Raw genomic sequence first — 25,534 nt, forward strand, 5'->3', positions numbered from 1 at the left:
AAGTAAAGAGTGCCAACTACCTTGAAAAACACCGGGATGATTGGTTTCCAGTTAAAAATTTGTATGCTCAAGCAAACTCAAATGCCAAAAATCTCGGCATATATTACTTAGGTGAGCAAACTGCTTTTAAATCTCGCTTAGTGATTTTTAAACGCAACGCTAAAGGGCGAAAAGACAAAGTGGCTACAGGTGATAAAGCTAGACGGAGTAAACAGTCACGAACAAGTGCCGAGCGAGAAAAAGAGCCGTGGTTACTGGCAACATCGCTATGCAGTAGAAGAGATGCTGCTAAAAGAGTCGTTAAAATTTATGCGACGAGGATGCGTTTTAGAGATGTTAAAACAGGGTTGAAAATGAATGATAGCGGAACAAGGATTCACCGTAAATTAGGCGTACTCCTGCTGATAGCTTGCTTATCACAATTTATACTTTACCTGCTTGGTTTGGCAGTAAAATCAGCTGATAAGCACAGGCAATATCAAGCTAACTCAATAAAGCATCGCAACGTGCTCTCAAACCAATTTATAGGATTAAGGGCCTACAAAGATAAGTCTTTGAGGCTACTGAAGTCTCACTGGCTAGCAGGAATTAAGATGCTACAATCGTTAATCAAGGATCCACAAGCATGCTATTAAATTCGTGGGGATCCCTCAGGATCAGAGTAAACTTATGCTGAAGTCCTCCCCCCAGATAATCAATAACAAAAAAGCCCCAATACCGTTAAGTCTCGGGGCTTTCTCTTTTCTTTTACAAGAAATTTTGTCTTAGCTTCTAGGCTTTAGACCAGCAATGATTTTTGCAATTTTGGCGCAGGATAAATCAGGTTACAACAAGTCGCTTTACCACGACGTTTAGCTTTTTAGCTTTTATCAATCAACTAAGTGAGTGGTGAAGCAACGCAGTTATCAACGATGTAGGTCAGATAAAAGTTTAATCTACCCCCCCTTTAATCCAGCCTCTAAGGAGTAAAAAGTAATCTGCCTAACCATCATTTGCTAGCAGTCGTAAGCACAGGTAGGTGCTGATTTAGTACTTCTCTCTTTACCATGCTCTAATTGACGTTCAGCATCTTGTACTGAAATCTTTTGGAAAAACACTTCCATAATTAGATTTAATCTTTCTTCTGCGTTTCCAAACTTATCCATACCACCATACCTTACTGAATCGAAATCAAGTTCAGCCACCTTGGTTCCTTTACTATCAGTAACATCTAAGTTTACGTAACGCATATAAGTTGCCATGTCCCACCACCAGTTAGCATTGAATTCAAACATGACTTGATCATCGTCTAACTCAGCATTTGGACTTGCAGTTTCCTTAGACACATTGTAACCATTATCAACCATCCAGTTAGTCACAATGCCCCTAACTTTTGCGGTTTGATCTGGATCGTTTGTCATCACGATTTCTTTTTCAAAGTTTGGATCCATTTGCTTCAGCGTTGTTAGACCATTACTTGAACAACCCGTAACAGCGATTAAAACCAAACCGAGTATTATTTTTTTCATGTTATTTTCTCTTTAGGTTACAAGGGATTTCACACTAACAATTAAATAACAGTATATCTATTAAAGTCGTTAATATTGATGACTTTACGATGATAATATACAAAATATTCGCCAGCTACTCACTATAAACATGGATTAAAATCAAAATATTAAATACAACACACAAAAAATGAGTCCGACAGACTGTTTTTAAATTAATTACGAAATAAATGAGGCCAGAGTCTGAGGGATCCCCAAATAAAAAATCCCTGACACTTTTAAGTACCTGGGATTTTCTTTAACTAGGTTTTAAGCTTCTAGGCTCTAGACCAGCATATATATCTTAAGCAGAATAAATCGTGTTAGAACAAGGTGCTTTACCACGACGTTTAGCTTTTCAGCTTTTATCAATCACCTAAGCGAGTGGTGAAGCAACCTATTTTTTTCAAGATAGTTATCACCGATTTCAACCAGCTAAAAACAAAAAGCCCCGATACTGTTAGGTATCGGGGCTTTCTCTTTTCTTTTACAAGAAATTCAGCTCTAAGCTTCTAGGCTTTAGAACGACAAGCAATATAGCGCAGGATAAATCGGGTTAGAACAAGGCGCTTTACCACGACGTTTAGCTTTCTTAAACGAGTGGTGAAGCAACGCAGTTATCACCGATTTAGACAAGCTAGATTACATCATGCCGCCCATTCCGCCCATACCACCGCCCATTCCGCCCATATCTGGCGCAGACTCTTGTGGTATTTCAGCGATCATCGCTTCAGTCGTGATCATTAAGCCCGCGATAGACGCGGCGAACTGTAATGCACTACGGGTCACTTTAGTTGGGTCAAGGATACCCATTTCTAACATGTCGCCGTAAGTGTCGTTACCTGCGTTGTAACCGAAGTTACCTTCACCGTTTTTAACAGTGTTAGCCACAACTGATGCTTCTTGACCTGCGTTAGTCGCGATTTGACGTAAAGGCGCTTCCATCGCACGTAGCGCAATAAGCACACCGTGCTTTTGGTCTTCGTTAAGCACGTCAATATCTTTAATCATGCTTGCAACGCGAACAAGGGCTACACCACCACCGGCTACAACACCTTCTTCAACCGCTGCGCGAGTAGCATTTAATGCATCTTCAACGCGGGCTTTTTTCTCTTTCATTTCAACTTCAGTTGCTGCGCCAACTTTAATGACTGCAACACCGCCAGCTAACTTAGCCATACGCTCTTGTAGCTTTTCTTTGTCGTAGTCTGATGTTGACTCTTCAACTTGTTGTTTGATTTGCGAAACGCGAGCTGAAATCTGCACTTGGTCGCCGTTACCATCGATGATGGTGGTGTTATCTTTAGTAATGATAACGCGCTTGGCAGTACCTAAATCTTCTAGTGTCGCTTTTTCAAGTTCTAGGCCGATTTCTTCAGCGATAACAGTACCGCCAGTTAAGATGGCTACATCTTGAAGCATGGCTTTACGACGGTCACCAAAACCAGGAGCTTTAACTGCAGCCACTTTAACGATGCCACGCATGTTGTTGACAACCAATGTTGCTAATGCTTCGCCTTCAACGTCTTCTGCAACGATAAGCAATGGCTTACCTGTTTTAGCTAGACCTTCAAGGATAGGTAATAATTCACGGATATTAGACACTTTTTTGTCTACTAATAAAATGAATGGGCTGTCTAATTCAATGCTGCCAGTTTCTGGCTTGTTGATGAAGTATGGTGATAGGTAACCACGGTCAAACTGCATACCTTCAACAACGTCTAATTCGTTTTCAAGCGCTTGGCCTTCTTCAACGGTGATAACGCCTTCTTTACCGACTTTTTCCATTGCTGTTGCAATGATTTCGCCGATTGACTCATCAGAGTTAGCAGAGATAGTACCGACTTGGGCAATCGCTTTAGTGTCAGAACATTCTTGAGAAAGTAATTTAAGCTCAGCAACGGCTGCGATAACTGCTTTGTCGATACCACGCTTAAGGTCCATTGGGTTCATACCCGCCGCAACTGCTTTTAAGCCTTCAACAACAATAGCTTGAGCTAATACTGTTGCAGTAGTAGTACCGTCACCGGCTGCATCATTTGATTTAGAAGCAACTTCTTTAACCATTTGTGCGCCCATGTTTTCGAACTTGTCTGTCAGTTCGATTTCTCTCGCAACTGACACACCGTCTTTGGTGATCATTGGCGAACCAAAGCTTTTATCTAAAACAACGTTACGACCTTTAGGGCCTAAGGTCACTTTAACTGCGTTGGCTAGGATGTTAACGCCCGCAAGCATTTTTACGCGTGCGTCGTTACCAAATAAGACTTCTTTTGCTGCCATTTTTGATGTTCCTTTAAATTTGTTGATTAACTGGAAAGTCGAGTTGATGCAAGAGGCTTAGCCTACTACTGCCATCAGGTCAGCTTCTGACAGGATTAAGACTTCTTCTCCGTCAATTTTTTCTTTCTTGACGCCATAACCTTCATTGAAGATCACAACGTCGCCCACTTTAACGTCAAGCGGAGTAACTGAACCGTTTTCTAAGATGCGACCGTTGCCTACAGCAAGGATTTCACCACGAGTTGATTTCTCAGCTGCGCTGCCTGTAAGCACAATACCGCCGGCTGATTTTGATTCAACTTCTAAACGTTTAACGATAACGCGGTCATGTAATGGACGAATATTCATCTATGAACTCTCCTAATGATGTGATGCCCAGAAAACGAGGCTATTGACTAACAAATAAGGGTTTCCCCCTTAATGCATGTGATATGGGGGTGATTGATCACAGATCCAAGGGGACTTAAAAAAAAAACTCTACTTTTTTAAGTCTGATTTATTAATGCTGCACTAATCCTGATAGAATTCTGTTCCTTTGAAATATTAAGACCGAGAATAGATGAAAGACAGACATGGGTTGCTCACAGCCCCAATTGGTCGTGTTCTGCTTAACATGACCTTGCCTAACCTGATTGGCATTATGACCATTCTCGGTGGCAGTCTGGTAGACATCTTTTTTATCAGTAAGTTGGGCACTGAAGCACTGGCGGCGGTGAGTTTTACCTTCCCGGTAACCTTGGTCATTTCGAGTATCGGTATCGGCATTGGTGCTGGCGTGTCGACCAATCTGGGGCGTTTGATTGGTTCTGGGCATGCGCCCGAGTCTAGAGTGTTTTTATATGACACCTTGTGCATGACCTTAGTTATTATTTGGGGGTTATCGATACTCGGTTGTGTCTTGATTGAACCTACTTTTAGTTTACTGGGTGCCAATAGTGCCAGTTTGCCATTAATACATGACTACATGTGGTTCTGGTATTTAGGTGCCCCTGCATTAGTGTTAGTGATGGTGGGTAATCAGGGATTACGTGCCACGGGTGATACCCGCTCACCGGCTAAAATTATGATGCTCGCCGCCATTGTAAACTTAGTACTCGACCCGCTACTTATCTTTGGCATTGGCCCTTTTCCTCGATTAGAAATACAAGGCGCAGCCATTGCGACAACGCTTTCCTGGGTGATGGCAATGTCGTTGTCGGGCTACCTGATTATTGTTAAGCGTAAACTGGTCAAGTTTGCTCGCTTTGATGTTGGTCGATTAATTTTGCATTGGAAGGTATTAGCTCATATTGCCCGCCCAGCGGCATTAATGAATGTGATTAACCCTATTACTAACGGCATTATCATGGCGATGTTAGCCCGGATTGATAATACCGGCGTTGCAGCGTTTGGCGCAGGTATTCGCCTTGAGTCGGTGTCGCTAATTGTGGTGATGGCGCTGTCATCGAGTTTAATGCCCTTTATTGCGCAAAATTTAGGTGCTGGCCAGCCTGAACGCGCTAAAAAAGCCTTATTGATGTCGTTGCAATTCGTGTTTGTATTTCAAACATTGCTGTATATTCCACTGTATTTTAATGCCGATTTTATTGCTGGATTGTTTACTCACGACCCGCTTGTTATCGAGTGGCTGAGTTTTTATATCCTAGTGTTACCTGTCGCTTATGGGCCTCTGGGTATTGTGATTATTTTTGCCACTAGCTTAAACGCTTACCATAGGCCGTTGAGTTCACTGGTGATTAACTTGTGCCGGTTAATGTTATTAATGTTACCGCTAGCGGTTTTAGGATCTTATGTTGGTGGGGTAAAAGGTATTTTACTGGCACTGCCCATTACCAATACGCTTATGGGCTTAGCTTGTTATTATTTGGCGACTAAAATTAGCGAGCCAGACAACATTAAGCATGCTGTACCTTGTCCTGACAAATCCGAGCCAACTGACGCTGACGCAGCCGACAAACAAGTTGATGCAAAAGACTCAGCAACTCACCTTGGCGAATATTAAACTGTGTTAATGATGCCGACCAAACTTGCTTTTTAATCGCTGTCAGAGGATTAATAGCAGTATATTAATCGAAAATACAATTAAGCTATGATGAAAAAATCCATTTATGCCGCCATGCTCTCTGGCATTATTTGCCCTGGCAGTGGTCAACTCTGGTTAGGTAAAAAATTACAGGGCTGGGGGTTTATCAGTATCAGTGTGGTCTGCATTATGGTGCTTATGGACCAGATGATCAGTCGAGCACAAGTCATTGCAGAGCAAATTTTAGCGGGCAATATCGGCAACGATTTAGCCTCAATTTATGCTGCAGTATCAGAGGTCGCACTCGACACCGGCAGCTCAAGCATGTCGGCGTTAACCTGGGTATTTTTGGCCAATTGGGGCTTGAGTATCATTAGTGCATTTTGGTTTGGTGCTCAGCAGGATAAACAACTTCAGCTACAAACAGACACAAAAACAGCCGAATAATACATCTCTCGGCTGTTTCGCTGTTTCTTTCATTAGGGCTTAAACGCCACACCCAATCGAACACGCTCTAAAAGTAGAACCCCAAAGCGACTATTTTAACAATAATGCCCTAAACCTAATGCCCTCAACGTAAGACTCAATGGACATTGAATTGCTGGGTAACACTACGTCGGTTTGTTGTCATCTTTAGGGTTAATGGGCTCAACATCAATAATGTCGTCACGCTTGTCGTCATGGTTATCTTTATGACTGTTTTGATGCTTGTCTTCATTAAGGTTGTCATCAACATCGTCATGCTCAATTTGATGGCTACGAGGTTGCTCATTTCTATGTTCAAAATCACCGTCGAAGGTGTTGCCGGGGTGATCAGATGGTTTTTGTCCCGCAAATGGACCCGATGGCCCAAAAGGACTTTGTCCACCGCCAAAACCTGGTTTAAAACCACCATTAGCCACTACGCGTAATTGCATGCGCTTGTAAAAAAATGCCGCAATAGGTGCACGGGTTAACGGTGTTAATAAAATTAAGCCGATAAAATCGGTCACAAAGCCGGGGATCAGTAATAATACCCCTGCGGCAGCTAGCATCATGCCTTCGACAATTTCCTGCCCAGGCGCTTCGCCTCGAGCTAACTTTTGTTGCACTGACATTAGGGTGCTTAAACCTTGGCTACGCACCAACGACACCCCGACTACGGCAGTAAAGAGCACCAAACCAACCGTGGGCCACGAGCCAATCGAACTGGCAACTTCAATGATCACATTGAGCTCTATAACCGGTATTAAAACAAATATTAACAATAAAATAAAAAACATATTGGCCTCTAATGATCGCTTTTTGATAGAGTGGCGACCGATAAAATAACTGTTGCCGATGAAACTTAAATGGGGGTGAGCAGGTCTGATTTCAAGACAGGTCACGAATATCACCTCAGTTTAATGAAAATGCGTTTAAAAAAGCGTACTGTGATGACTTTTAGCATGATAACAGCATTAACTTAAGTAAACTTTAAGACAACTTATGTATAAACCCGAACAGCTACTTATTTTAACCACTTGTCCCGATGTTGAAATCGCTTCACGTATTGCGACTGCATTAGTAGCGGCCCAATTAGCGGCTTGTGTACAAATAGGCCAAGCCGTTGAGTCAATATATCACTGGGACAATAACATTTGTCAGTCAAATGAAGTGCCGATGCAGATAAAATGCATGGCAACTGATTATCATGCAATTGAACAACTCGTGATCCAAATGCATCCTTATGAAGTACCAGAATTCATTGCCACTCCGATTATCGTTGGTTTTGGCCCTTATTTACAATGGATAAAAGACAACTCACCATCATGAAAAAAATCGTCGCAATATGCCTCACATCATTGTTAATGATGTCATCAATCATACTCGCGCCAGCAGCACACAGTGCTGATGTCTTGAGTAGTAAATTCAGTTTTTTAAGCAGTGAACCAGAATTAATGAAGGTGAACGATGCTTTTGTGTTTGATTACCAACAACAAGGTAATCAACTCAAAATCAATTTTGTGATCGCCGAAGGCTATTATTTATACCGCGACAAGCTACAGTTTTCCGTCGACGGTGCGGTGATTGGTGATATTGCATTACCCCATGGCAAAAACCATCATGACGAATACTTTGGCGACCAAGAGGTGTTTTACTCGTTTGTTGAAATCCCGATTGCTTTTAAAGAAGCGCAAGCCGATGCGGTATTTCATGTCACCTTTATGGGTTGTGCTGAAGGGACCTTGTGTTATCCACCCACCAAACACGATGTTACCTTATCCGCTATTGAGGCTAATGATGGCAAGTTAACCAGCAAAAAAGTGATTGGCGCACCTGATGAAGCACAATCATCAACGGCGACCGATGCCCCAGCCGCACCGATTACCCAACAAGACACCTTAAACCAAAGACTACAAAACGACAGTCTATTATGGACCTTAGTGATTTTCTTTGGTTTGGGAATAGGCTTAGCATTAACGCCTTGTGTATTCCCAATGTACCCTATTTTGTCTGGCATTATTGTTGGTCAAGGCAAGAAGCTGTCTACAGCCAAAGCCTTCACCCTATCAATGGCCTATGTGCAAGGGATGGCGATTACCTATTCCTTACTCGGGTTAGTGGTGGCCTCTGCCGGACTTAAGTTTCAAGCGGCCTTACAACACCCGGCCATTTTGATTTTCTTAGCGGTGATGTTTGTATTGCTGAGCTTGTCGATGTTTGGCATGTACGATTTAAAACTGCCATCAAAATGGCAACAAAAAATGAACTCGATGTCGAACAACCAAAAAGGTGGCAACCTCATTGGTGTGTTTATGATGGGAGTGATTTCTGGTTTAGTCGCTTCGCCTTGTACCACAGCGCCATTATCTGGGGTGCTCATTTACGTGGCGCAGTCTGGCGACTTACTGCAAGGCTTTTTAGCCCTGTATGTATTGAGCATGGGGATGGGAGTACCGTTATTAATTATTGGCACTTCGGGTGGTAAAATCTTACCGCGCGCAGGGGCTTGGATGGACATCATTAAAACCGTCTTTGGCTTCTTACTGATTTCAGTATCGATTGTGATGATTGGCCGTATTTGGCCTGGTTTAGTGTCCGATTTACTTTGGTCAGTATGGGCAATAAGCTTAATCGCTTACTTAATGCATCAAAACAGGTTGTCAGCATTTAACTGGAAACAAAGCACTCGTGGGGTGTTGTTATTGCTGGCTTTGATGGCAAGTTTCTCCTATGGCTTCCAAGCATTAATGACCAGCTTTGGTCATCAATCCTCAAATATGACCCAAACCGGTATAGATGGCAAAGCCAACACCGAAGCCAATCACTTTATCCATATTAAGTCGCTGGAAGACTTAGAACTTGAATTGGATAAAGCCAGTATTAGCGGTAAAACAGTGATGTTAGATTTATATGCCGACTGGTGTGTGGCCTGTAAAGAATTTGAAGCCATTACCTTTAAAAATGCCGAGGTTGCAGCGCGCATGAGTCAAATGGTGTTATTGCAAGCCGACGTGACCGCCAGCGATGATATTGATATTACTCTTTTAGAACATTATGGCGTATTAGGTTTACCCACCTTGTTAATGTTTAATAGCGATGGCGAACAACGTAAAGACTTACGCGTTACCGGCTTTATGGGCCCGAAAGACTTTGCCGCTCACTTAGATTTACTGTTAGCAAAGTAAATTAACCGACTCATTTAGCGCATAAGTTAATGCGCTAAATTAAGTACGTTAATGAAATTCACTCAATCAGTGATCTTATAGCGTAAAACGAGTTCGTAAAATCATTCCGTAAAAAACAATGTAAAACAGTATCTTTAGTCACTAAAGATGCTGTTTTTGCATTTAAGCAACGAAAGTCATCGAAAGTTAACCTTTTTCTTATACAATACGTTTTTATTGTTTATTTAAGGCGCTTTATGGAACCCGCAATCCTGATCATAACCCTATTGTGCGGCATGCTTGTCAGCCGAGTAGGTTTACCACCACTCATTGGTTATCTTGCTGCTGGTTTTGTATTGTTCACCTTAGGCATTAAAGACACTAGCTTACCTATTTTGCAGCAATTGGCTGACTTAGGTGTCACCTTACTGCTATTTTCCATTGGCCTTAAACTTGATCTTAAGAGCCTTTTTAAAGCCGAAGTATGGGCAGGCTCAAGCTTACATTTAATTGGTTCGCTCTTATTTTTTGTGCCCATGCTCAAGTTATTGGGCTTTTTAGGCATCGAGCAGCTGGACGGATTTAGCTTTAATCAACTGATGTTGATTTCGTTTGCATTAAGTTTTTCCAGTACCGTGTTTGCCGTAAAAGTGCTTGAAGATAGCGGTGATATGCAGTCGCTTTATGGCCGCGTGGCGATTGGTATCTTGATTATGGAAGACATCTTCGCCGTGATATTTTTAACCATTTCTAAAGGTGATATTCCGTCTGTTTGGGCTTTTGCTTTACTCTTGTTGCCGTTAGCAAGGCCGCTTATTTATAAAGTGTTTGATCGCGTCGGCCACGGTGAAATGCTGGTATTGTTTGGCCTGGTGATGGCATTAGTGGTGGGTGCATGGTTATTTGAAGCCGTGGGGCTAAAACCTGATTTAGGCGCGCTTATTGTGGGTGTTTTATTAGCAGGGCATGCTAAATCATCGGAATTAGCCAAATCGATTTATTACTTTAAAGAAATATTTTTAATCGCCTTTTTCTTAACCATTGGCTTAAACGGATTACCAACATTAGCTGATATCGGCTTAGCCAGTATTTTAGTGCTGTTGATCCCGGTTAAGATTTTGATGTTTATCTACTTGCTCACCCGCTTTAAACTGCGCTCGCGCACCTCATTATTAGCCTCATTTAACTTAGGTAACTACAGTGAATTTGGGTTAATTGTCGCCGCTGTTGCGGCGCATAAAGGCTGGTTACCGCCAGAATGGCTGATCATTATCGCAGTCGCGTTAAGCATCAGTTTCTTATTTGCAGCGCCCTTGAATAGCAGCGTCGCAAAAATTTACTTGCGCTATCAAGCCAAGCTGATGAAGCTAGAACGTCACCCATTACACCCTGAAGATCGTCAAATCCGCATCGGTAATCCGCGCTTCTTAATCTTAGGTATGGGACGAATTGGTTGCGGTGCTTATGATGAACTGCATTCAAAATATACCGGCGAAATTTTAGGGATTGAGCATAAACAAGAATTGGTTGATTTTCATCGTAGCCAAAACCGTAATGTCGTCCAAGGTGACGCTGGCGATACTGATTTTTGGGAGAAGCTCGAGCGGGCGCCAGATTTAGAATTAGTCTTGTTGGCGATGCCTAATCACGTAGGTAATTTATTTGCGGTACAACAACTGCAAAAATTAAACTACCAAGGAAAAATCAGTGCCATTGTACAGTACGCTGAAGATGCTGAATCGTTGAAAGATTCAGGTGTGCACACTGTATATAACTTGTATGAAGCGGCGGGTGCCGGTTTTGTTGATCATGTGATCAAAGAGTTACTCGACTCTCCGCCAGAAATCACCCCAGACTCATTGACGAAGAATAGTCTTCAGCCAACACGGGCAGTGACCGATGAAGTCTCTTCCGAGTCGTGATAATAAAACGAACAGTCGCCTCAGCTCGGGATAATAAACCGGTTTTTATCGAATTATCCCATTTCTTATACCGAGTTGAGGTTAACTTACCGACGCCTAGATAACTTTCTAGGCGTTTTTGTTTATTGCCGCGTATTGCTGCGGATTAAAAATCTCCGTTACATACACAGTAAAGTCATGCTATAACTCATTAATAAGACTTTTTTTGTCACCCTTTTGTTGGATTTTTTGAAGTATGTCAAACCCTGCTCAACGCGCGACTAAATTATTTGTTCAAACATTTGGTACCAAGCCTGACGACTTATACCAAGCCCCTGGGCGAGTGAATATTATGGGCGAGCATACCGACTATAACGAAGGACTCGTACTACCTGCAGCAATTAACTTTCACACTGTGATTGCAGTAAAACATCGCGATGATAATTTATTTCGCGCCGTGACCACAGCTTTTCCAGGACAAATCAAACAATGGCACTTTGGTGAAGAAGGTGCAGTTGCGGCAGGTGATGATTGGTGTCATTACCTCAAAGGCGTGACAGCAGCCATGAACCAATCGGGTTTACGCGCAAATGGCTTAGACTTAGCCATAGTGGGTGACGTGCCACTCGGAGCAGGTTTATCGTCGTCGGCAGCACTTGAAATCGCTTTCGGTACGGCCATCAGTTATGCCAGCCAATTACACTTGTCACCTTTAGCTATTGCCCAATTGGCTCAGCGCGGCCAAAGCCAATTTATGCAGTTAAATTGCGGCATGATGGACCAAATTATCAGCGCGATGGCACAACCCGATCACGCCTTATTAATTGATTGTTTAGAATTAGAAAGCGAAGCGGTTTTATTGCCAGAAGAGTTAAGCTTGATCGTGATTGATTTAAAACAAGACCGCCATGGGTTTACCCAGCAATTTGAACAACGCAAACAAGAATGCAACCAGATCACCGCGTTGCTTGGCCTCGACTCACTGCGAGATTTATCACTAAGCCAACTGACCCAAAATAAAGATGTGCTAAGTAATGAGCAGTTTCGACGAGCGCGCCATATCATCACTGAAAACCAACGCACCAGTAATGCCGCCAGAGCCTTGCAACAGAATAACATCCCTCGTTTTAGTCAGTTAATGGCTCAGTCTCAAGCATCAATGCGTGATGATTTTGATATTATCACTGTCGAGATAGACACCTTAGTCACTATGATTGCAACACTTATCGGTGAGCAAGGCGGTGTGCGTATGAGCGATGGTTGTGTATTAGCCTTGGTCAATCACGACCTCACCGATAAGGTGATTAATGTGGTTGAAAACCAATACTTTAAGCAAACCGGCATCGAAGCAACTATACACTTATGTTCCGCCAGTGGCGGTGCAGGACGCATCGGTTAATCGGTAATGTATCTAGATCAGAGAGGCATAAATGGTACGTTTTAGTGTGCTGGAACCTTGGCAAGATCCCCGTGGTGGTGAGATTGAACGAGTTATAATTGATAATGGCATCATCGCACTTGAAGTCTTAAGTTTAGGTGGCATTATTCGATCATTATGGACCCCAGATCGCAGTGGTGAGCGTAAGAATATTGTCCTAGGTTGCGACAGTGTCGAAGACTATTTAGTCCAACAAGCCCATTTAGGCGCCATTGCAGGACGTTATAGCAATCGTATTGCCAATGGCAAAACGCAATATAATGGTAACGAGTATCATCTTAGCGTTAACCAAGCGAGTAATTGTTTACATGGCGGCATTGAGGGCTTCAATCGCAAGTTGTGGCAGCTTGGGGCATTAAGTGATGGCATGCGCTTAACCTTAAAAAGCCCAGACGGCGACATGGGATTTCCGGGCAATTGTACTGTGCAAATCGATTACCGTTTGGTGGCTAACAACTTGTACGTTGAAATGCTCGCCAGCACCGATAAAGCCTGTCCAATCAGTTTAACCCAACACAGCTACTTTAATTTAGACGGCAATCGCAGCGACACCAACCAACAACATACCTTGCAAGTGGATGCGAAAACCTACCTCACCATGAACGATGTTGGCATACCAACGTCAATGCAAGCGACTGCGGGCAGCGACTTAGACATGGCTGTACCTACGCCAATGTCGGTACAAACGGAGCGCGCTGCATTAGCCGCTACCAAGGGGTTTGATCATTGCTATGTGTTAGATAACCCAGGGGCAGACTTGCAACGTTTTGGCTGTTTAGCCAGTCCCAATAGCGGTCGTAGCATGACGGTTTATACCAATCAACCTGGGGTACAAGTGTATGGCGCTAACTTTTTACAAGGCACTATTGGCAAAAAACAGCGAATATTGAACGACCATCAAGCTGTGTGTATTGAACCGCAAATGCTACCTGATTCACCTAATCAACCCGACTTACCTGGCGATGTGTGGATAACACCTGGCCAAGTGTATCACCACATAACTCGATACCAGTTCGATGCCGAGTAATCCGCCGGGAAAGACGACATTTAACGCCGAAGATATTGGCCAAATTGCCGTGGGCGCTTTTGCCTTGTCGGTGCCGATAGCATTTTCTGAAGAAGCATGGCGCTTATCGGCAAGCTTACCGACATTAAATTTGGTTCTGGTGGTGGTGTTATCGCTAGCATTTATTACTCTGTTTGCTTACCAAAGTGTATTTCAGGCAAATATTGTTAAGCGCAGAGGAGCCTTTTTTTTGCGGGTGATAGCGGCGTATATATTGACGTTATTAGTGGTGGGTATTGTGCTATTGGCATTAAATAAATTGCCCTTATGGGACGATCCCATTTTAGCATTAAAACGGATTATTTTGATTGCGATGCCCGCATCCATGGGGGCGATAATTGTCGACAGTTTCGACAAAGAATAAACGGCATAAAGAATAGATTATTCTTTATGCCGTTAGTCATCTATAACAAATAAAAAATAGGATGATAAGATTAACCACAGAAACATCTTGAGTCGGAGACTTAAAGTTATCTGCTTGTTTAATCGTCTACGCTATCCCCCATTTCATCAAAGCTATCGTCATCATCATCGTCATCTAATTCTGGGATGTCATCATCTGTGTCAACAATTTCATCTGGCTCTGGTACAGGTTTAGCCTTACGAGAAGGCGCAGTATCAGGTACTTTTGACAAATCGATACGTGATTGATGTTTTAACATAAACTCAGCACGCTCCGCTTTCCAAGCTTCATTTAACTCAGCGATAGCGACTTTTGTTTGTTCATCATCCAAGTCATATAAATTAACTTTAACGATGTCTTCTACATACTCAACAATTGTGTTTCGAATTGTATTGTATAAGTAGATGCGTCCTGGAGACGCTTCTGGCAATTGGTTATCATGAACGACGATAGTGTTACCTTTCGATGTTCTTAATTCACCAAACCAAACTTGTTTTTTTGCCGTGTTATACATATATGCTAACGCCCTTAATCAACACATATTCTAAAAATGATGCAGGATTATTGAAGATAACATCTTCATACTGCGCCACGATTATCTGTTCTGTATTTGTGTGGGTATTTAACCAGAATATTTCTGATAATCAATGCCTAAAACGATGAATTTTCGCGTAATCGCATAAAAATGTCGGTTGTAGTCAGTTTTTTACACTTTACTGTCATTTTTCTCACCAAATAAACGTCCCAAAAAAGTGATTAACCACTTTCAGGCCAATCACTATGTCATCACGACTTTAGCTTAAAAAAACCAAGCTTCAAGTTTTTTATCAAAATATATCGCTGATTAAGACCCAATCGCTACTCTGTGCATGACTTAACCAGCTTGCGCTTGCAGAGCTAACACTATTTTGCCTTTATGTTGCCCAGACTCCATTCGCTGGTGCGCCTCAACCACCTGTGAAAAAGCAAATACGCTGTCGACAGGGATACTCATTTCACCGTTATTCAATAATGGCCATACATATTGAGCCAAGCCTTGTGCAATTTGGGCTTTATTAGCCACACTTTGTGGTCGAAGGGTTGAACCTGTCCACACTACCCGCTTCGCCATAATGCGGAAAATATCCACGTTGGCCTGTGCACCACGCTCCATTGATACCGATACCATGCGCCCGTCTACTGCGATGGCTTTTAAGTTCTCATTAATAAAGTCGCCACCGGCAATGTCCATAATCACATTAACCCCTTGGCCACCCGTCGCCTCTAAGATGGGTTCAACAAAATGCTGCTGGTTATAATTAATCGCCACACTGGCGCCTTGCTCAAGACAATATTGGCATTTTTCTGCACTGCCCGAGGTAGCAAAAACGGTCGCGCCTAGACAACTCGCCATTTGAATCGCAGTAGTACCAATTCCGCCAGAACCACCATGAATAAGCACGGTTTCACCTGCTTTAAGCCCGCCGCGAATAAATAAGTTACCCCAAACAGTAAAAAAGGTTTCTGGCAGAGCAGCAGCTTGTACGTAACTGTAACCGGTGGGAATAGGTAAGCAATGAGCTGCGTAAGTATTGACTAACTCGCCATAGCCGCCACCGGGCACTAATGCACACACTTTATCGCCTACTCGCCACTGAGTGACATCGTCGGCTACAGCAACAATTTCACCCGCCACTTCTAAACCAAGAATAGGGCTGGCATCTGCTGGAGGTGGGTAAGCACCAGCGCGCTGTTTGATATCTGGGCCATTAACGCCAGCAGCATACACTTTAATCGTCACTTGGCCCGCGGTTGGCATCGCAAGCGTTGACTGAGTCATGGTCATCACACTGGGTTCGCCGGTTTGTTCAACAACCACATGGGTAAATTGTCTATTTAATGTCGCCATAAAAATATTATCTCGGTTGGTTGTTATCAAAAAGTAACCAGAATTAATAACCTGTTATAGGGCTCTGGGATCTGTTCACAAAACAGACATGTTTATTAAGGAACAACTAAACTAGTATCTTTTTTAATCAAAAAAGGTTGTCTATACACTTTAAACAATTACTATACTCGCCCATTCAAATCATGGAGCAAAATACTTGTTAAAGTACTTTATCGTTTTACTGTCTCTTTTCAGTATTAATGCCCACTCTGCGCCTCTTCGAATCGCCTCAGATATTTGGTGTCCGTATATCTGCGAAAATCAAACTGGATACGTTGTAGAACTAACCCGTCGCGCTTTTGAGATCCAAGGTCAAGCCGTTGAATTTCGAAAGCTTCCGTTTAAGCGGGCATTGATTGAACTGCAAAGAAACAATATTGATGCAGTGCTTGCACTGACCGCAAGCGCGATAGCCGACAATAAATTACTCAGTGCTGATGTGATTTTGGGCTATAACAGCAACGACTTTTATACTCTTGTTGACAGTAATGAGTCATTTAAGCAGATTAGCGACCTGAATAAAACTCAACAAGCGGCGATAGTGAATGGTTACGGCTATGGCGCAGCACTTGACGCCTGGTTTAACGCGCATGCTAATACGTACTTTGCCTCAGGTAGCGATCCATTAGCGATGAATATTATTCGCCTTGTAAAAGGCCGTCATTCCGTGATCGTCGACAACAGAAATGTCATTGAGTACACCGCGAGTCAATTAAATTTAAGTAAACAGCTTCGCTATGCTGGCACCATAGGAAAACCTGTGCCCTTGTATGTTGGTTTTAGTCAGCAAAATAAAGCCCATGCGATCACCTTTGCTAACGGCATAGATATACTAAAAGCTAATGGTGAATATCAACAGATTATCAATAAGTACAAAATTTTACCTGAATTAACCTCAGGCGAAGTCCGCCACAAAAACCTGCAAAAGTTTCTGCCTAGCTTCAATTAATACTGCTAGCCGTTTTTATGCCATAGGGAATTGGCATCAGCAAGGTGCAAAACTTCGTAACACTCTTCTCACTGCATAACCTTATTAAGTTAGTTACACTGCCCCCCAAAAAAAGATATCAATCATCATTTTGGGTTTATTGGCATCAGTTTTCTGCTGTCAAAGGAGTGTTTATGCGCATGTATCGTCACCTGCTGTTATTGGCATTGACCAGTTCAGCAATCTTTACAAGTTCGGCTACAGAAATGGTCCAAAGCAAGCAGCATTTCGACGACAAGTTTCGTCAACTTGAAGAGAGCCTACCCACGCCAAATAATTATCGCAATGCCGCTGGTGAACCGGGAATCGATTACTGGCAACAACAAGTTGATTATAAAATCAATGTCACACTTGATGAACCAAAGCGTCGTATTCAAGGTGAGCAAGTGATTACTTACCACAATAATTCTCCCTATACGCTTAAATATCTGTGGTTGCAGCTAGAACAAAATCGCTTTAAATCAGACTCGATAGCAGAACGCAGCAGCACCTTTTACGGCGACGATGGTAGCGTGAGTGCTAACAACACTTATGGTGATAATGCGTTTGCAAAAATCAGCTTGCAAGACCTGCGTCGCCAACAGTTTTTAGCCGATAACGAAATGGGCTATCGCATTGGTAAGGTGACGGGGGCAAATCATAACCCATTAAAATACACCATTGTCGGCGCTCAAATGCGCATTGATTTGCCGCAGGCGCTACCAGCCAACAGCAGCACCAAAATTAATATTAGCTACGCTTACAATATCTTAGAAGAAGATGCCGTGGGCGCACGTTCTGGCTATGAGCACTTTCCCGATGACAAACGTGCAGGCGGTAATGACATCTTCTTATTGGCGCAGTGGTTTCCGCGCGTCGCCAGTTATTCTGACTATGAAGCCTGGCACAACAAAGAATTTTTAGGCAGCGGCGAGTTTACCCTCGAGTTTGGTAATTACGATGTCAGCATGACGGTACCCAGCGACCACATTGTCACGGCCACTGGCGTATTACAGAACAGTAAAAAAGTATTGTCGTCACAACAACTCAAGCGGTTAGATAAGGCTAAAACCGCCGAAAAACCCGTGTTTATCGTGTCCGCAGACGAAGCACTCGCGAATGAGTCTAGTACGGCCAAAGGCACTAAAACCTGGCATTTTAAAGCCGAAAATGTCCGCGACTTTGCCTGGGCATCATCACGTAAATTTATTTGGGACGCCCAAGGTTATCAGCAAGGTAATGATACCGACACGCCCGTTATGGCGATGTCGTTTTACCCTAAAGAAGGTGGCGAGTTGTGGCAGCGTTATTCTACAGCCTCAATTATTCACACCCTTAAAGTCTATTCACGCTTTACCTTCGATTATCCCTACCCCGCAGCCATTAGTGTTAACGGCCCCGTTGGCGGCATGGAATACCCGATGATCAGCTTTAATGGCCCACGCACCATTTGGCATGAAGATGAAAGTCGCACTTATACCTTGGCGGAAAAACAATTCTTAATTGGCGTAGTGATCCACGAAGTGGGCCATAACTATTTTCCGATGGTAGTGAACTCAGATGAACGTCAATGGACCTGGATGGACGAAGGCCTTAACAGCTTTTTAGACGGCATTGCCACCCGCGAATGGGACCCAGATTTACCTTGGGGGCGTGAGCCAAGCGATGTAATTGAGTACATGAAGTCTAACGTGCAAGTACCGGTAATGACCCAGTCAGACAGTGTATTGCAGCTTGGGCCTAATGCTTATACTAAACCCGCGGTGGCACTCAATATTTTACGTGAAGTAATATTAGGCCGTGAGCTGTTTGATTTTGCCTTTCAAGAATACAGTCGCCGCTGGATGAACAAGCGCCCAACCCCAAGCGACTTTTTCCGCACCATGGAAGAAGCCTCAGGGGTGGATTTAGACTGGTTTTTCCGCGGCTGGTTTTACACCACAGATCATGTGGATATTGCCTTAGATCGGATTTATAAACTGCGCCTAGACAGCAATAATCCTGATATTGATTTTGATCGCCGTCGCCAAGATTATAAAGACAAACCTATGCCTTATTCGGTTGAACGTAATCAACAAAGCGGTCAAAAAACCTGGGTTGAGTTAAATCACGACAACGCGGATTACCATGATCAGCATGATCAATTTAGCGTCACCAATAAACAACGTAACAAGTACAACAAAAAGCACGCCGAACTCGATCCATGGGAGCAACAAGTCCTGGCGCGGGCACTTAAAGAAGATAAAAACTATTACGTGTTTAACTTTGCCAATCTTGGCGGGTTGGTGATGCCCATTTTGCTTGAATTAACCTTCGAAAATGGTAACACCGAATCATTGGTGTTCCCTGCTGAAATTTGGCGGCGTTCGCCATTTGCAGTCAGTAAACTGATTGTGACTGACAAAGACAATGTCTTAGTGTCTGCTGTGGTTGATCGCCGTGGTGAAACTGCCGATGTGAATATTGAAAACAACTATTATCCGCGGCAAATTATTCCATCACGCATTGAAGCCTTTAAAGAAGAAGAGCGTAAGGGTAATCAGTATCGCGATATCATGCACGACAACAAAGAAGCCCTTAAACAGCCTGAAATTAAACTGAAGAAGAAATAATGTCCATTTTAGTCAAATGTTTGATCTGTTTTACAGGCTTGCTCTGTTTTGCTAGTGCAGCTAATGCCCACCAGCAAAAAGAAGCCTATACCAGTATTGTGTTTAATCAGCGCACGGGAATGCTTGAAATTCAGCATCGATTTTATCTGCACGACGCTGAGCATGCTGCCCAGCGGGTAATCGATAAAAATGCCGATTTGATTGGCGATCCGGTCAGTCGCGAAGCCTTTGCTTATTACGCTATTTCAACATTTTCCATGCAAGATCAGCTGCAGCAACCGTTAACATTGACCTATGTGGGCACTGAGTTGCAGGGAAAATATTTGTGGGTATACCAAGAAACGCTCATTACCGCTGATATGGAGGGCTTTTATCTTAAGATGACCGCCCTACAAGAAATGTGGTCAGAACAAACTAACCACATTAATGTTGAGCGTAATAAGCACGTTACTTCAGCAAGACTGCACATAGCAGACGCTTGGCAGTATATTGAAGTGGCACCGGCTAGCAAATAAACACAGATCACCGTCAGCTAATGACAAAATAGCAAGCGCCATACTGACCAACCAATACTTCTGGTATTAATCCGTCAGTATGGCGTTTCTTATATTTTACTAACCGCAATCTCACGAACCACATCATCTAGCGCATCAGCCAAGGTTGAATAGGTCTCGCAATGAACGCCATCTGGTGCAAAGCCCGCTTTAGCTAAGGTTTTAAGTGGCTGAAATTGGAAATCGGCCAACAATACCCGAGTGTTATTATGTCGACATTTACCGAGGAATTTGTACAGCGCTGCCACTCCGCCGGAATCGAGTATCGATACCCCATCTAGGTATAAAATCACCCCATCTTGGCTCGTGCTTAAATGCCCTAACTCACCAAACACAGTGTCGGCGGCCGCAAAAAATAACGGGCCATTAATCTTAAATACTTTCCAACGTGGGGGTAACTCAACATGTATGTGCTTTTTCTGTCCACTGATGTCTTTCACCTTGGTCATGTCGGCCACTTGCTTCATAAACAATAACGACGCCAAAATAATCCCCGCACTGATGGCGATCACCATGTCGAAGAAAATGGTCAGAGACAAACACACCATCAACACCAACACTTCGCTGGCGGGGGCTTTTTTCACCAAGTGGACAATCTTGTGGGCTTCGCTCATGTTCCATGCCACCATGATCAGCAATGCCGACATGCCTGCCATCGGGATATAAGCCAAAATAGTACTTAACGATAATAAAGACACCAACACCACAACCGCATGACACATGGCCGCAATCGGGCTTACTGCGCCGGCTTTATAGTTAGCGGCAGAGCGTGCAATGGCGGCTGTTGCGGTAATACCGCCAAAAAATGGCGTGATAATGTTACCAATGCCTTGGCCAAGTAATTCACTGTTGGCACTGTGCTTTTTACCTGACATGCCGTCGAGCACCACGGCGCACAGTAACGATTCAATCGCACCTAACATGGCAATCGCAAATGCCGCTGACAATAGGTCTTTGGCTACTGCCCAACTCAACACCAAAGACGATTCATCTGCTTGCGTGCGTAGCCAAGGCCATTGAAAGTCGGGCAACATTGATGGAATGCCAGCCCCCAAGGTGCCATCAGGCAAGGTAAAACTAAAAGTAGAACCTATGGTGGCCACATTAAAGCCTTGCTGGTTAAATACCGCCGCCACCAGACTGGCGATAACCACAGCAGGAAGATGGGCAGGAACAGCGATTTTGAGCTTAGGCCATAGAATAAACACCCCTAACGCGCTTAATCCCACCAGCAATGTCGGTACTGAAAATGCAGGTAATGCTTGTGCTAACGCAACAACTTTACCCACAAAACTTTCGGGCATCTCGGTAATGCTTAAGCCGAAAAACCCTTTAACTTGCAGCACAGCAATCACCACGGCAATACCGCCGGTAAAGCCTAACGTGACGGACTCTGGGATATATTGAATATATCGTCCTAGCCGAAACAGCGCCATAACGATCAAAATAAGCCCAGATAAGAGACTGGCAAGCAGTAAACCTGATAAGCCATATTGTTGGACTATAGGATATAAAATTACCACAAACGCAGCGGTAGGACCCGATACGCTATAACGCGACCCCCCCGTAAATGGGGTAATAAAACCGGCAATAATGGCAGTATATAAACCGTATTGGGGCGCAACACCAATGGCAATAGCCAACGCCATCGACAACGGAATGGCAATAATACCTACGGTCAAACCTGCTAATAAATCTTTATAAAATGCAGTAGCCTTGTAAGGAACATCTTTTAAGGACTCTCTAAGTGCATGACCAATTCGCAAAGAAAATAAATGCTTTCTATATTTCATCGTCAAGTAACCTCGTAAAACCAAACTGTCTTCGGCGTGCAAAGAGATACCGGTAATTATATGCTCATATACATACAATTCAACAGCCTTGCAGTTATAATGCGATTATCATATTAAAATAATTAAATGATAATCTTATTATAATAAATTGTTGTAAAAAAGATCCATGAACAGGCATAGAAACGGAAGCAGCAACAAGCTGAATGCATTAATGATAACCAGCCTAAACAGGGCTAAATAACGCTGCCGTACCCAAGTCACTTCAAAATGTTCGTTGCAAAAATCCTACGGGAACTCCCGATGGCCAAGATGAAAACAACCTGTTTCTGGGTGATGTCATGCTAAAAGCGAAGCGAAAGGCCTATAGGCTATACGAGCTAAAAGCCTAGAGGCTAGGACGCTTTGCGGCTGCTAGATGTTATAAAATCATGCGAGCAAGCGGTGACGAGCGATAACAAGCGAATAAACGTAAAAGCTAAAGCATAGCCCTTACTTAATGGCTGTACTAAGATGAAAGAGTTCAATCGTTTTATCGTTATGGGCTAAATGCTCATTGCTGCGCGATAAGCACACACCAAGCTAACCAGTATTAGGCATGATGACGATCATCAAGCAGATACTAATCCAATATCACGGTCACCAAACACCACTGACACTTTTCTGCCACTGCCCATATCTGTATGGTGATAATACCATCCATACTGAGCAATCAACTTTTGAGTGAGTTCAAGACCTAGGCCAAAGCCCAAATCATCTGCATCATATGCGGTAGAGTCACAGTGATTCTCGATATTGACCCTGTGGCCTGATTGCTCAATAATCACTCGGCCTTCTGCGGTATGCTGTAATGCATTGCGAATTAAATTGCTGATAATGATCCGGCATAAGGTTTTGGGTATGTATATTCTAAGTCATCGGTATTAACAATCACTTCTACTGGTTTAGCAAAAGTAAAATAGCCGAGGTCTTGCAGCAACGGTTTTATTCATCAACCTAACGTCACCTAGGTAAGCGATAAACGCTTACTTTCTTGGCGATTTAGCCATAACAAGGTTTCGGTTAAATCCGTCATGGTTAATCCTGCCAACGATTGTACCTGCACATCTTAAGTGTTTAAGGTCACTAGCAACGGTTATACCTGCCTCCGGTTGACGTTCTCAGTCGGTGTAATTGATATTTTCGGCAGTACTGCCCCTCAACTCCCTCGCTACTATCAGCGCCAGTATAAAGATCGACAGGTTAAGATGAGGATGGGGGATGTGGAATGGAGAAAGCTGAAAGCAACGTTGAAAACAACTGCTAACCTTCAAAAGTAGTGCCAAATGGGTAATTTAATGACTTATGTTTGTTATCTTTGCTGCCAATATAAGTCGCAAGGCTGTAAAAGATGTTGCGGCAAGCATGACTATCAAAATTGGAATTACGAGTTTGGCCGTATGAGGCGCTTAGCCCTGCGAGCGGCTTGGCTGTAGGTTTCTTGTGCTATGTTGCTGCTGACTTTATTTATTTCGCTGCAGCCTCGTCACCCAATGGCTGCAAAAAATTAGCGTTGCGGTTATTGTGAAACAATCAAAAAAGAGGCCAGGAGGCCTCTTTTTCACATATTAAAGTCTATATTGCTTAGAATGAGTAAAAGAACTTAGCTCTTAGCTCACCCTTGTCTTTTGCATCTGCGTCAGTGCCGTAGTCATAAACGGTGTAACGGATCGAAGTCGAGCAGCCTTTGAATGCGCCAGAAAGTGTATAACCAACATCTAAGTATGTTTGTGTGAGTTGATTTTTAGATATTGGGTTATCTGTTTCTGTATGAACCAGTTTCAATTTCAAATCAGCAAACGATTTAGCAACACCAACTTGCCAAGTATCAGCGTCTGCATTGTAGTTGCCTGATGTTAACGTAGAACTGGTAAATGACGCTGTGGCGGCCTCACCAATACCGCGATTAACCGAACCGTCTTGATCAACTGTAGTGTAAGATGCGTGCACATTATAACCGCTAAACGATGCGCCGACTTTATAACCCATTAACGAGCTATCTTCAGTCGCGGCATCATCGTAGTTAGAGCCATAGTACTGTGCAGCTACAAATGGGTGAAATTCGCCACCAAAGGTGTAGGTCGCATCAACGTAGAGATCCGCCACTTCATCGATAAAATCAACATAGTGAGCTTGAAGATTTAAATTCTCAACAGAATTATTTTTGATGTATAAAGACACGGCACCGTCGGTTCCAATATCGTAGAAACCGCCCACATCTCCGCGCTGTACATCATCATTGAAAAAGGTTGCTGCGTTCGTATACTTAGTAGCTTTATCCGTACGGGTTTGGTATTTTGTTACGTTTGCTAAAGATACGAGTGTATTTGGCAAATCGGTATTGGTAATCGAGTAGGCTTCAAAAGATTCTTTAATCAAACGCGAACCCGAACTTTTGATCAAAGGTAGTGCCATGTATTGGCGACCGCCTTTGAAGCTTGTGTTGTTGTATTTGTAACCAATATAAGACTCCGACATTACGGCGCCTTGGGCATTCATAGACGTCTTCATCTTATCAGCAGGATCATCAATGCTGGTCACATGAGAAGTTTGTAGTGTGGTGCCAAAACTGAAGCCGTAGAATTCAGCAGTGTTATAGTTTACGAAACCACCGTTGGCCCATATGTTGTTGTCGGCAGCTTCGTTAGAGTCATAGCTTTCATCGAAGTAGTAAGACTTTACTTGTCCTTTAAACTGACCATCTGAAAATGCGTCCGCAAGGGTGTCGCTTGCTAAGGCACTGCCACTGATACCGGCCATTGCCATTGCCATTGCAATCACGAGTACATTCTTATTACATTTCATCATCTATTTGCCTTTGATTTATTTGTATTATTTTATTAACGGTATTTTCAAGGCAGTTATCGCCTAAATTGTTATACCGTTTTTTGAGCGGTGGAATGTGTAGATAAGTTTGAGTTACACATCAAAAATTACGCTTCAAAACATGAATGAGAGTCGTCTCATTAATTATCGAATAAGATATTACTTCTTTGGGTATTATAGAGTTTAGATCGAGATCACTTAACCGCAGTAAATGGTAGCTTTTTTCTAGTTGTTAGATAAGCATCTCAACGAGGTAAGTGAGTTGTTAGATAAACATCGCAACTAGATGAATTAGTGTGACCTAATACTTTGCATGCGGATTAGATAGGCATTATTATTACTTTTTGTTAACATTAAATCTAATTATTCAGTCAGCCTTTGAATAAAAAATATTATATGAAACAGCAATATTATTACTACCTCAGTGTATAACTGAATATTAGTTTTATTAAATAATATAACTACATATTTTTACATGCCTATGCATCTGAGTCAGTTTTGGCCTATTCTTATAGTATAAATCAAGACTAGAAGTGAGATTTGCTATGAA

General features: G+C 43.0%; 20 protein-coding genes and 1 pseudogene. 12 read left to right on the forward strand and 9 right to left on the reverse strand.

Translation table 11 applies throughout. The features are described 5' to 3' along the window. Positions 1 to 41: 41 nt before the first annotated feature. Positions 42 to 635, forward strand: a pseudogene (locus AAEZ00_RS13550) (transposase family protein); the annotation flags it as partial. 360 nt (positions 636 to 995) lie between these two features. Here the strand turns inward: AAEZ00_RS13550 and AAEZ00_RS13555 are convergent. The 3 genes from AAEZ00_RS13555 to AAEZ00_RS13565 all read right to left on the reverse strand — a co-directional run bounded on the left by AAEZ00_RS13555 (position 996) and on the right by AAEZ00_RS13565 (position 4,157). Then, entirely contained in the window at positions 996 to 1,508 is a 513-nt protein-coding gene (locus tag AAEZ00_RS13555; protein ID WP_351088774.1) for an Sbal_3080 family lipoprotein, read from the reverse strand. A 660-nt stretch (positions 1,509 to 2,168) separates the two neighbouring features. Continuing rightward, positions 2,169 to 3,809, reverse strand: a complete 1,641-nt coding sequence (groL, locus tag AAEZ00_RS13560; protein WP_124012634.1) for a chaperonin GroEL — start codon at positions 3,807 to 3,809, stop codon at positions 2,169 to 2,171. Between the two features lie 57 nt (positions 3,810 to 3,866). Then, on the reverse strand, positions 3,867 to 4,157 hold the full coding sequence (locus AAEZ00_RS13565) for a co-chaperone GroES (protein WP_101033888.1): 291 nt from the start codon (positions 4,155 to 4,157) through the stop codon (positions 3,867 to 3,869). A 211-nt stretch (positions 4,158 to 4,368) separates the two neighbouring features. On the opposite strand from AAEZ00_RS13565, the gene AAEZ00_RS13570 reads away from it, so the two are divergent. Further along, the gene (locus AAEZ00_RS13570) at positions 4,369 to 5,811 is read left to right on the forward strand and encodes an MATE family efflux transporter (protein WP_351088776.1); all 1,443 of its coding nucleotides are present in this window, start codon (positions 4,369 to 4,371) and stop codon (positions 5,809 to 5,811) included. Positions 5,812 to 5,898: 87 nt separating this feature from the next. Next, the gene (locus AAEZ00_RS13575) at positions 5,899 to 6,279 is read left to right on the forward strand and encodes a hypothetical protein (protein ID WP_233768610.1); all 381 of its coding nucleotides are present in this window, start codon (positions 5,899 to 5,901) and stop codon (positions 6,277 to 6,279) included. Between the two features lie 164 nt (positions 6,280 to 6,443). Here AAEZ00_RS13575 and AAEZ00_RS13580 read toward each other — a convergent pair whose 3' ends face one another. Next, the gene (locus tag AAEZ00_RS13580; RefSeq protein WP_351088785.1) at positions 6,444 to 7,094 is read right to left on the reverse strand and encodes an FxsA family protein; all 651 of its coding nucleotides are present in this window, start codon (positions 7,092 to 7,094) and stop codon (positions 6,444 to 6,446) included. Positions 7,095 to 7,299: 205 nt separating this feature from the next. Here AAEZ00_RS13580 and cutA point away from each other — a divergent pair, with 205 nt between their 5' ends. The 6 genes from cutA to AAEZ00_RS13610 all read left to right on the forward strand — a co-directional run bounded on the left by cutA (position 7,300) and on the right by AAEZ00_RS13610 (position 14,230). After that, positions 7,300 to 7,626 carry a divalent-cation tolerance protein CutA gene (cutA, locus tag AAEZ00_RS13585; protein ID WP_101033885.1) on the forward strand — a complete coding sequence of 109 codons (327 nt, stop codon included), beginning with the start codon at positions 7,300 to 7,302 and terminating at the stop codon, positions 7,624 to 7,626. Then, positions 7,623 to 9,482 (forward strand): protein-disulfide reductase DsbD, encoded by a 1,860-nt coding sequence (locus AAEZ00_RS13590; protein WP_124012637.1) that lies wholly within the window; start codon positions 7,623 to 7,625, stop codon positions 9,480 to 9,482. Before cutA ends, AAEZ00_RS13590 begins: the two co-directional genes overlap by 4 nt. 236 nt (positions 9,483 to 9,718) lie before the next feature. Next, a complete protein-coding gene (locus tag AAEZ00_RS13595; protein WP_351088779.1) occupies positions 9,719 to 11,383 on the forward strand; it encodes a cation:proton antiporter domain-containing protein in 1,665 nt (554 codons plus the stop codon). Between the two features lie 235 nt (positions 11,384 to 11,618). Continuing rightward, positions 11,619 to 12,761 carry a galactokinase gene (galK, locus tag AAEZ00_RS13600; protein WP_124012639.1) on the forward strand — a complete coding sequence of 381 codons (1,143 nt, stop codon included), beginning with the start codon at positions 11,619 to 11,621 and terminating at the stop codon, positions 12,759 to 12,761. Positions 12,762 to 12,792: 31 nt separating this feature from the next. Then, entirely contained in the window at positions 12,793 to 13,827 is a 1,035-nt protein-coding gene (locus AAEZ00_RS13605; protein ID WP_124012640.1) for an aldose epimerase family protein, read from the forward strand. Continuing rightward, positions 13,817 to 14,230 carry a DUF2391 family protein gene (locus AAEZ00_RS13610; RefSeq protein WP_101033880.1) on the forward strand — a complete coding sequence of 138 codons (414 nt, stop codon included), beginning with the start codon at positions 13,817 to 13,819 and terminating at the stop codon, positions 14,228 to 14,230. The genes AAEZ00_RS13605 and AAEZ00_RS13610 overlap by 11 nt, the downstream gene beginning before the upstream one ends. Before the next feature lie 118 nt (positions 14,231 to 14,348). Here the strand turns inward: AAEZ00_RS13610 and AAEZ00_RS13615 are convergent, their stop codons facing one another. Beyond that, a complete protein-coding gene (locus AAEZ00_RS13615) occupies positions 14,349 to 14,783 on the reverse strand; it encodes a hypothetical protein (protein WP_124012641.1) in 435 nt (144 codons plus the stop codon). A 360-nt stretch (positions 14,784 to 15,143) separates the two neighbouring features. Then, a complete protein-coding gene (locus AAEZ00_RS13620) occupies positions 15,144 to 16,157 on the reverse strand; it encodes an NAD(P)H-quinone oxidoreductase (protein WP_124012642.1) in 1,014 nt (337 codons plus the stop codon). Positions 16,158 to 16,353: 196 nt separating this feature from the next. Between AAEZ00_RS13620 and AAEZ00_RS13625 the strand changes: the two genes are divergently transcribed. The 3 genes from AAEZ00_RS13625 to AAEZ00_RS13635 all read left to right on the forward strand — a co-directional run bounded on the left by AAEZ00_RS13625 (position 16,354) and on the right by AAEZ00_RS13635 (position 20,290). Next, positions 16,354 to 17,145 (forward strand): substrate-binding periplasmic protein, encoded by a 792-nt coding sequence (locus AAEZ00_RS13625; RefSeq protein ID WP_164839432.1) that lies wholly within the window; start codon positions 16,354 to 16,356, stop codon positions 17,143 to 17,145. Between the two features lie 179 nt (positions 17,146 to 17,324). Continuing rightward, on the forward strand, positions 17,325 to 19,775 hold the full coding sequence (locus AAEZ00_RS13630; protein WP_351088788.1) for a M1 family metallopeptidase: 2,451 nt from the start codon (positions 17,325 to 17,327) through the stop codon (positions 19,773 to 19,775). Beyond that, entirely contained in the window at positions 19,775 to 20,290 is a 516-nt protein-coding gene (locus AAEZ00_RS13635) for a DUF6702 family protein (protein ID WP_351088781.1), read from the forward strand. The genes AAEZ00_RS13630 and AAEZ00_RS13635 overlap by 1 nt, the downstream gene beginning before the upstream one ends. 89 nt (positions 20,291 to 20,379) lie before the next feature. Here the strand turns inward: AAEZ00_RS13635 and dauA are convergent, their stop codons facing one another. The 3 genes from dauA to AAEZ00_RS13650 form a co-directional block, all read right to left on the reverse strand. Beyond that, the gene (dauA, locus tag AAEZ00_RS13640) at positions 20,380 to 22,122 is read right to left on the reverse strand and encodes a C4-dicarboxylic acid transporter DauA (protein WP_351088783.1); all 1,743 of its coding nucleotides are present in this window, start codon (positions 22,120 to 22,122) and stop codon (positions 20,380 to 20,382) included. Between the two features lie 608 nt (positions 22,123 to 22,730). Continuing rightward, positions 22,731 to 22,946, reverse strand: coding sequence for a hypothetical protein (locus AAEZ00_RS13645; RefSeq protein ID WP_335687134.1), 216 nt, complete (start codon positions 22,944 to 22,946; stop codon positions 22,731 to 22,733). Between the two features lie 796 nt (positions 22,947 to 23,742). Further along, the gene (locus AAEZ00_RS13650; protein WP_351074617.1) at positions 23,743 to 24,966 is read right to left on the reverse strand and encodes an OprD family porin; all 1,224 of its coding nucleotides are present in this window, start codon (positions 24,964 to 24,966) and stop codon (positions 23,743 to 23,745) included. Between the last annotated feature and the right edge of the window lie 568 nt (positions 24,967 to 25,534).

Origin of the sequence: Shewanella sp. S1-49-MNA-CIBAN-0167, from assembly GCF_040310145.1 — a bacterium.
In the GTDB taxonomy this organism is placed as follows: domain Bacteria; phylum Pseudomonadota; class Gammaproteobacteria; order Enterobacterales; family Shewanellaceae; genus Shewanella; species Shewanella psychromarinicola.

What these genes read in the sequence shown, in the direction of transcription:
- AAEZ00_RS13555 (WP_351088774.1), bottom strand. Translation starts at nt 1,508, where the DNA reads ATGAAAAAAATAATACTCGGTTTGGTTTTAATCGCTGTTACGGGTTGT.
- groL (WP_124012634.1), bottom strand. Translation starts at nt 3,809, where the DNA reads ATGGCAGCAAAAGAAGTCTTATTTGGTAACGACGCACGCGTAAAAATG.
- AAEZ00_RS13565 (WP_101033888.1), bottom strand. Translation starts at nt 4,157, where the DNA reads ATGAATATTCGTCCATTACATGACCGCGTTATCGTTAAACGTTTAGAA.
- AAEZ00_RS13570 (WP_351088776.1), top strand. Translation starts at nt 4,369, where the DNA reads ATGAAAGACAGACATGGGTTGCTCACAGCCCCAATTGGTCGTGTTCTG.
- AAEZ00_RS13575 (WP_233768610.1), top strand. Translation starts at nt 5,899, where the DNA reads ATGATGAAAAAATCCATTTATGCCGCCATGCTCTCTGGCATTATTTGC.
- AAEZ00_RS13580 (WP_351088785.1), bottom strand. Translation starts at nt 7,094, where the DNA reads ATGTTTTTTATTTTATTGTTAATATTTGTTTTAATACCGGTTATAGAG.
- cutA (WP_101033885.1), top strand. Translation starts at nt 7,300, where the DNA reads ATGTATAAACCCGAACAGCTACTTATTTTAACCACTTGTCCCGATGTT.
- AAEZ00_RS13590 (WP_124012637.1), top strand. Translation starts at nt 7,623, where the DNA reads ATGAAAAAAATCGTCGCAATATGCCTCACATCATTGTTAATGATGTCA.
- AAEZ00_RS13595 (WP_351088779.1), top strand. Translation starts at nt 9,719, where the DNA reads ATGGAACCCGCAATCCTGATCATAACCCTATTGTGCGGCATGCTTGTC.
- galK (WP_124012639.1), top strand. Translation starts at nt 11,619, where the DNA reads ATGTCAAACCCTGCTCAACGCGCGACTAAATTATTTGTTCAAACATTT.
- AAEZ00_RS13605 (WP_124012640.1), top strand. Translation starts at nt 12,793, where the DNA reads ATGGTACGTTTTAGTGTGCTGGAACCTTGGCAAGATCCCCGTGGTGGT.
- AAEZ00_RS13610 (WP_101033880.1), top strand. Translation starts at nt 13,817, where the DNA reads ATGCCGAGTAATCCGCCGGGAAAGACGACATTTAACGCCGAAGATATT.
- AAEZ00_RS13615 (WP_124012641.1), bottom strand. Translation starts at nt 14,783, where the DNA reads ATGTATAACACGGCAAAAAAACAAGTTTGGTTTGGTGAATTAAGAACA.
- AAEZ00_RS13620 (WP_124012642.1), bottom strand. Translation starts at nt 16,157, where the DNA reads ATGGCGACATTAAATAGACAATTTACCCATGTGGTTGTTGAACAAACC.
- AAEZ00_RS13630 (WP_351088788.1), top strand. Translation starts at nt 17,325, where the DNA reads ATGTATCGTCACCTGCTGTTATTGGCATTGACCAGTTCAGCAATCTTT.
- AAEZ00_RS13635 (WP_351088781.1), top strand. Translation starts at nt 19,775, where the DNA reads ATGTCCATTTTAGTCAAATGTTTGATCTGTTTTACAGGCTTGCTCTGT.
- dauA (WP_351088783.1), bottom strand. Translation starts at nt 22,122, where the DNA reads ATGAAATATAGAAAGCATTTATTTTCTTTGCGAATTGGTCATGCACTT.
- AAEZ00_RS13650 (WP_351074617.1), bottom strand. Translation starts at nt 24,966, where the DNA reads ATGATGAAATGTAATAAGAATGTACTCGTGATTGCAATGGCAATGGCA.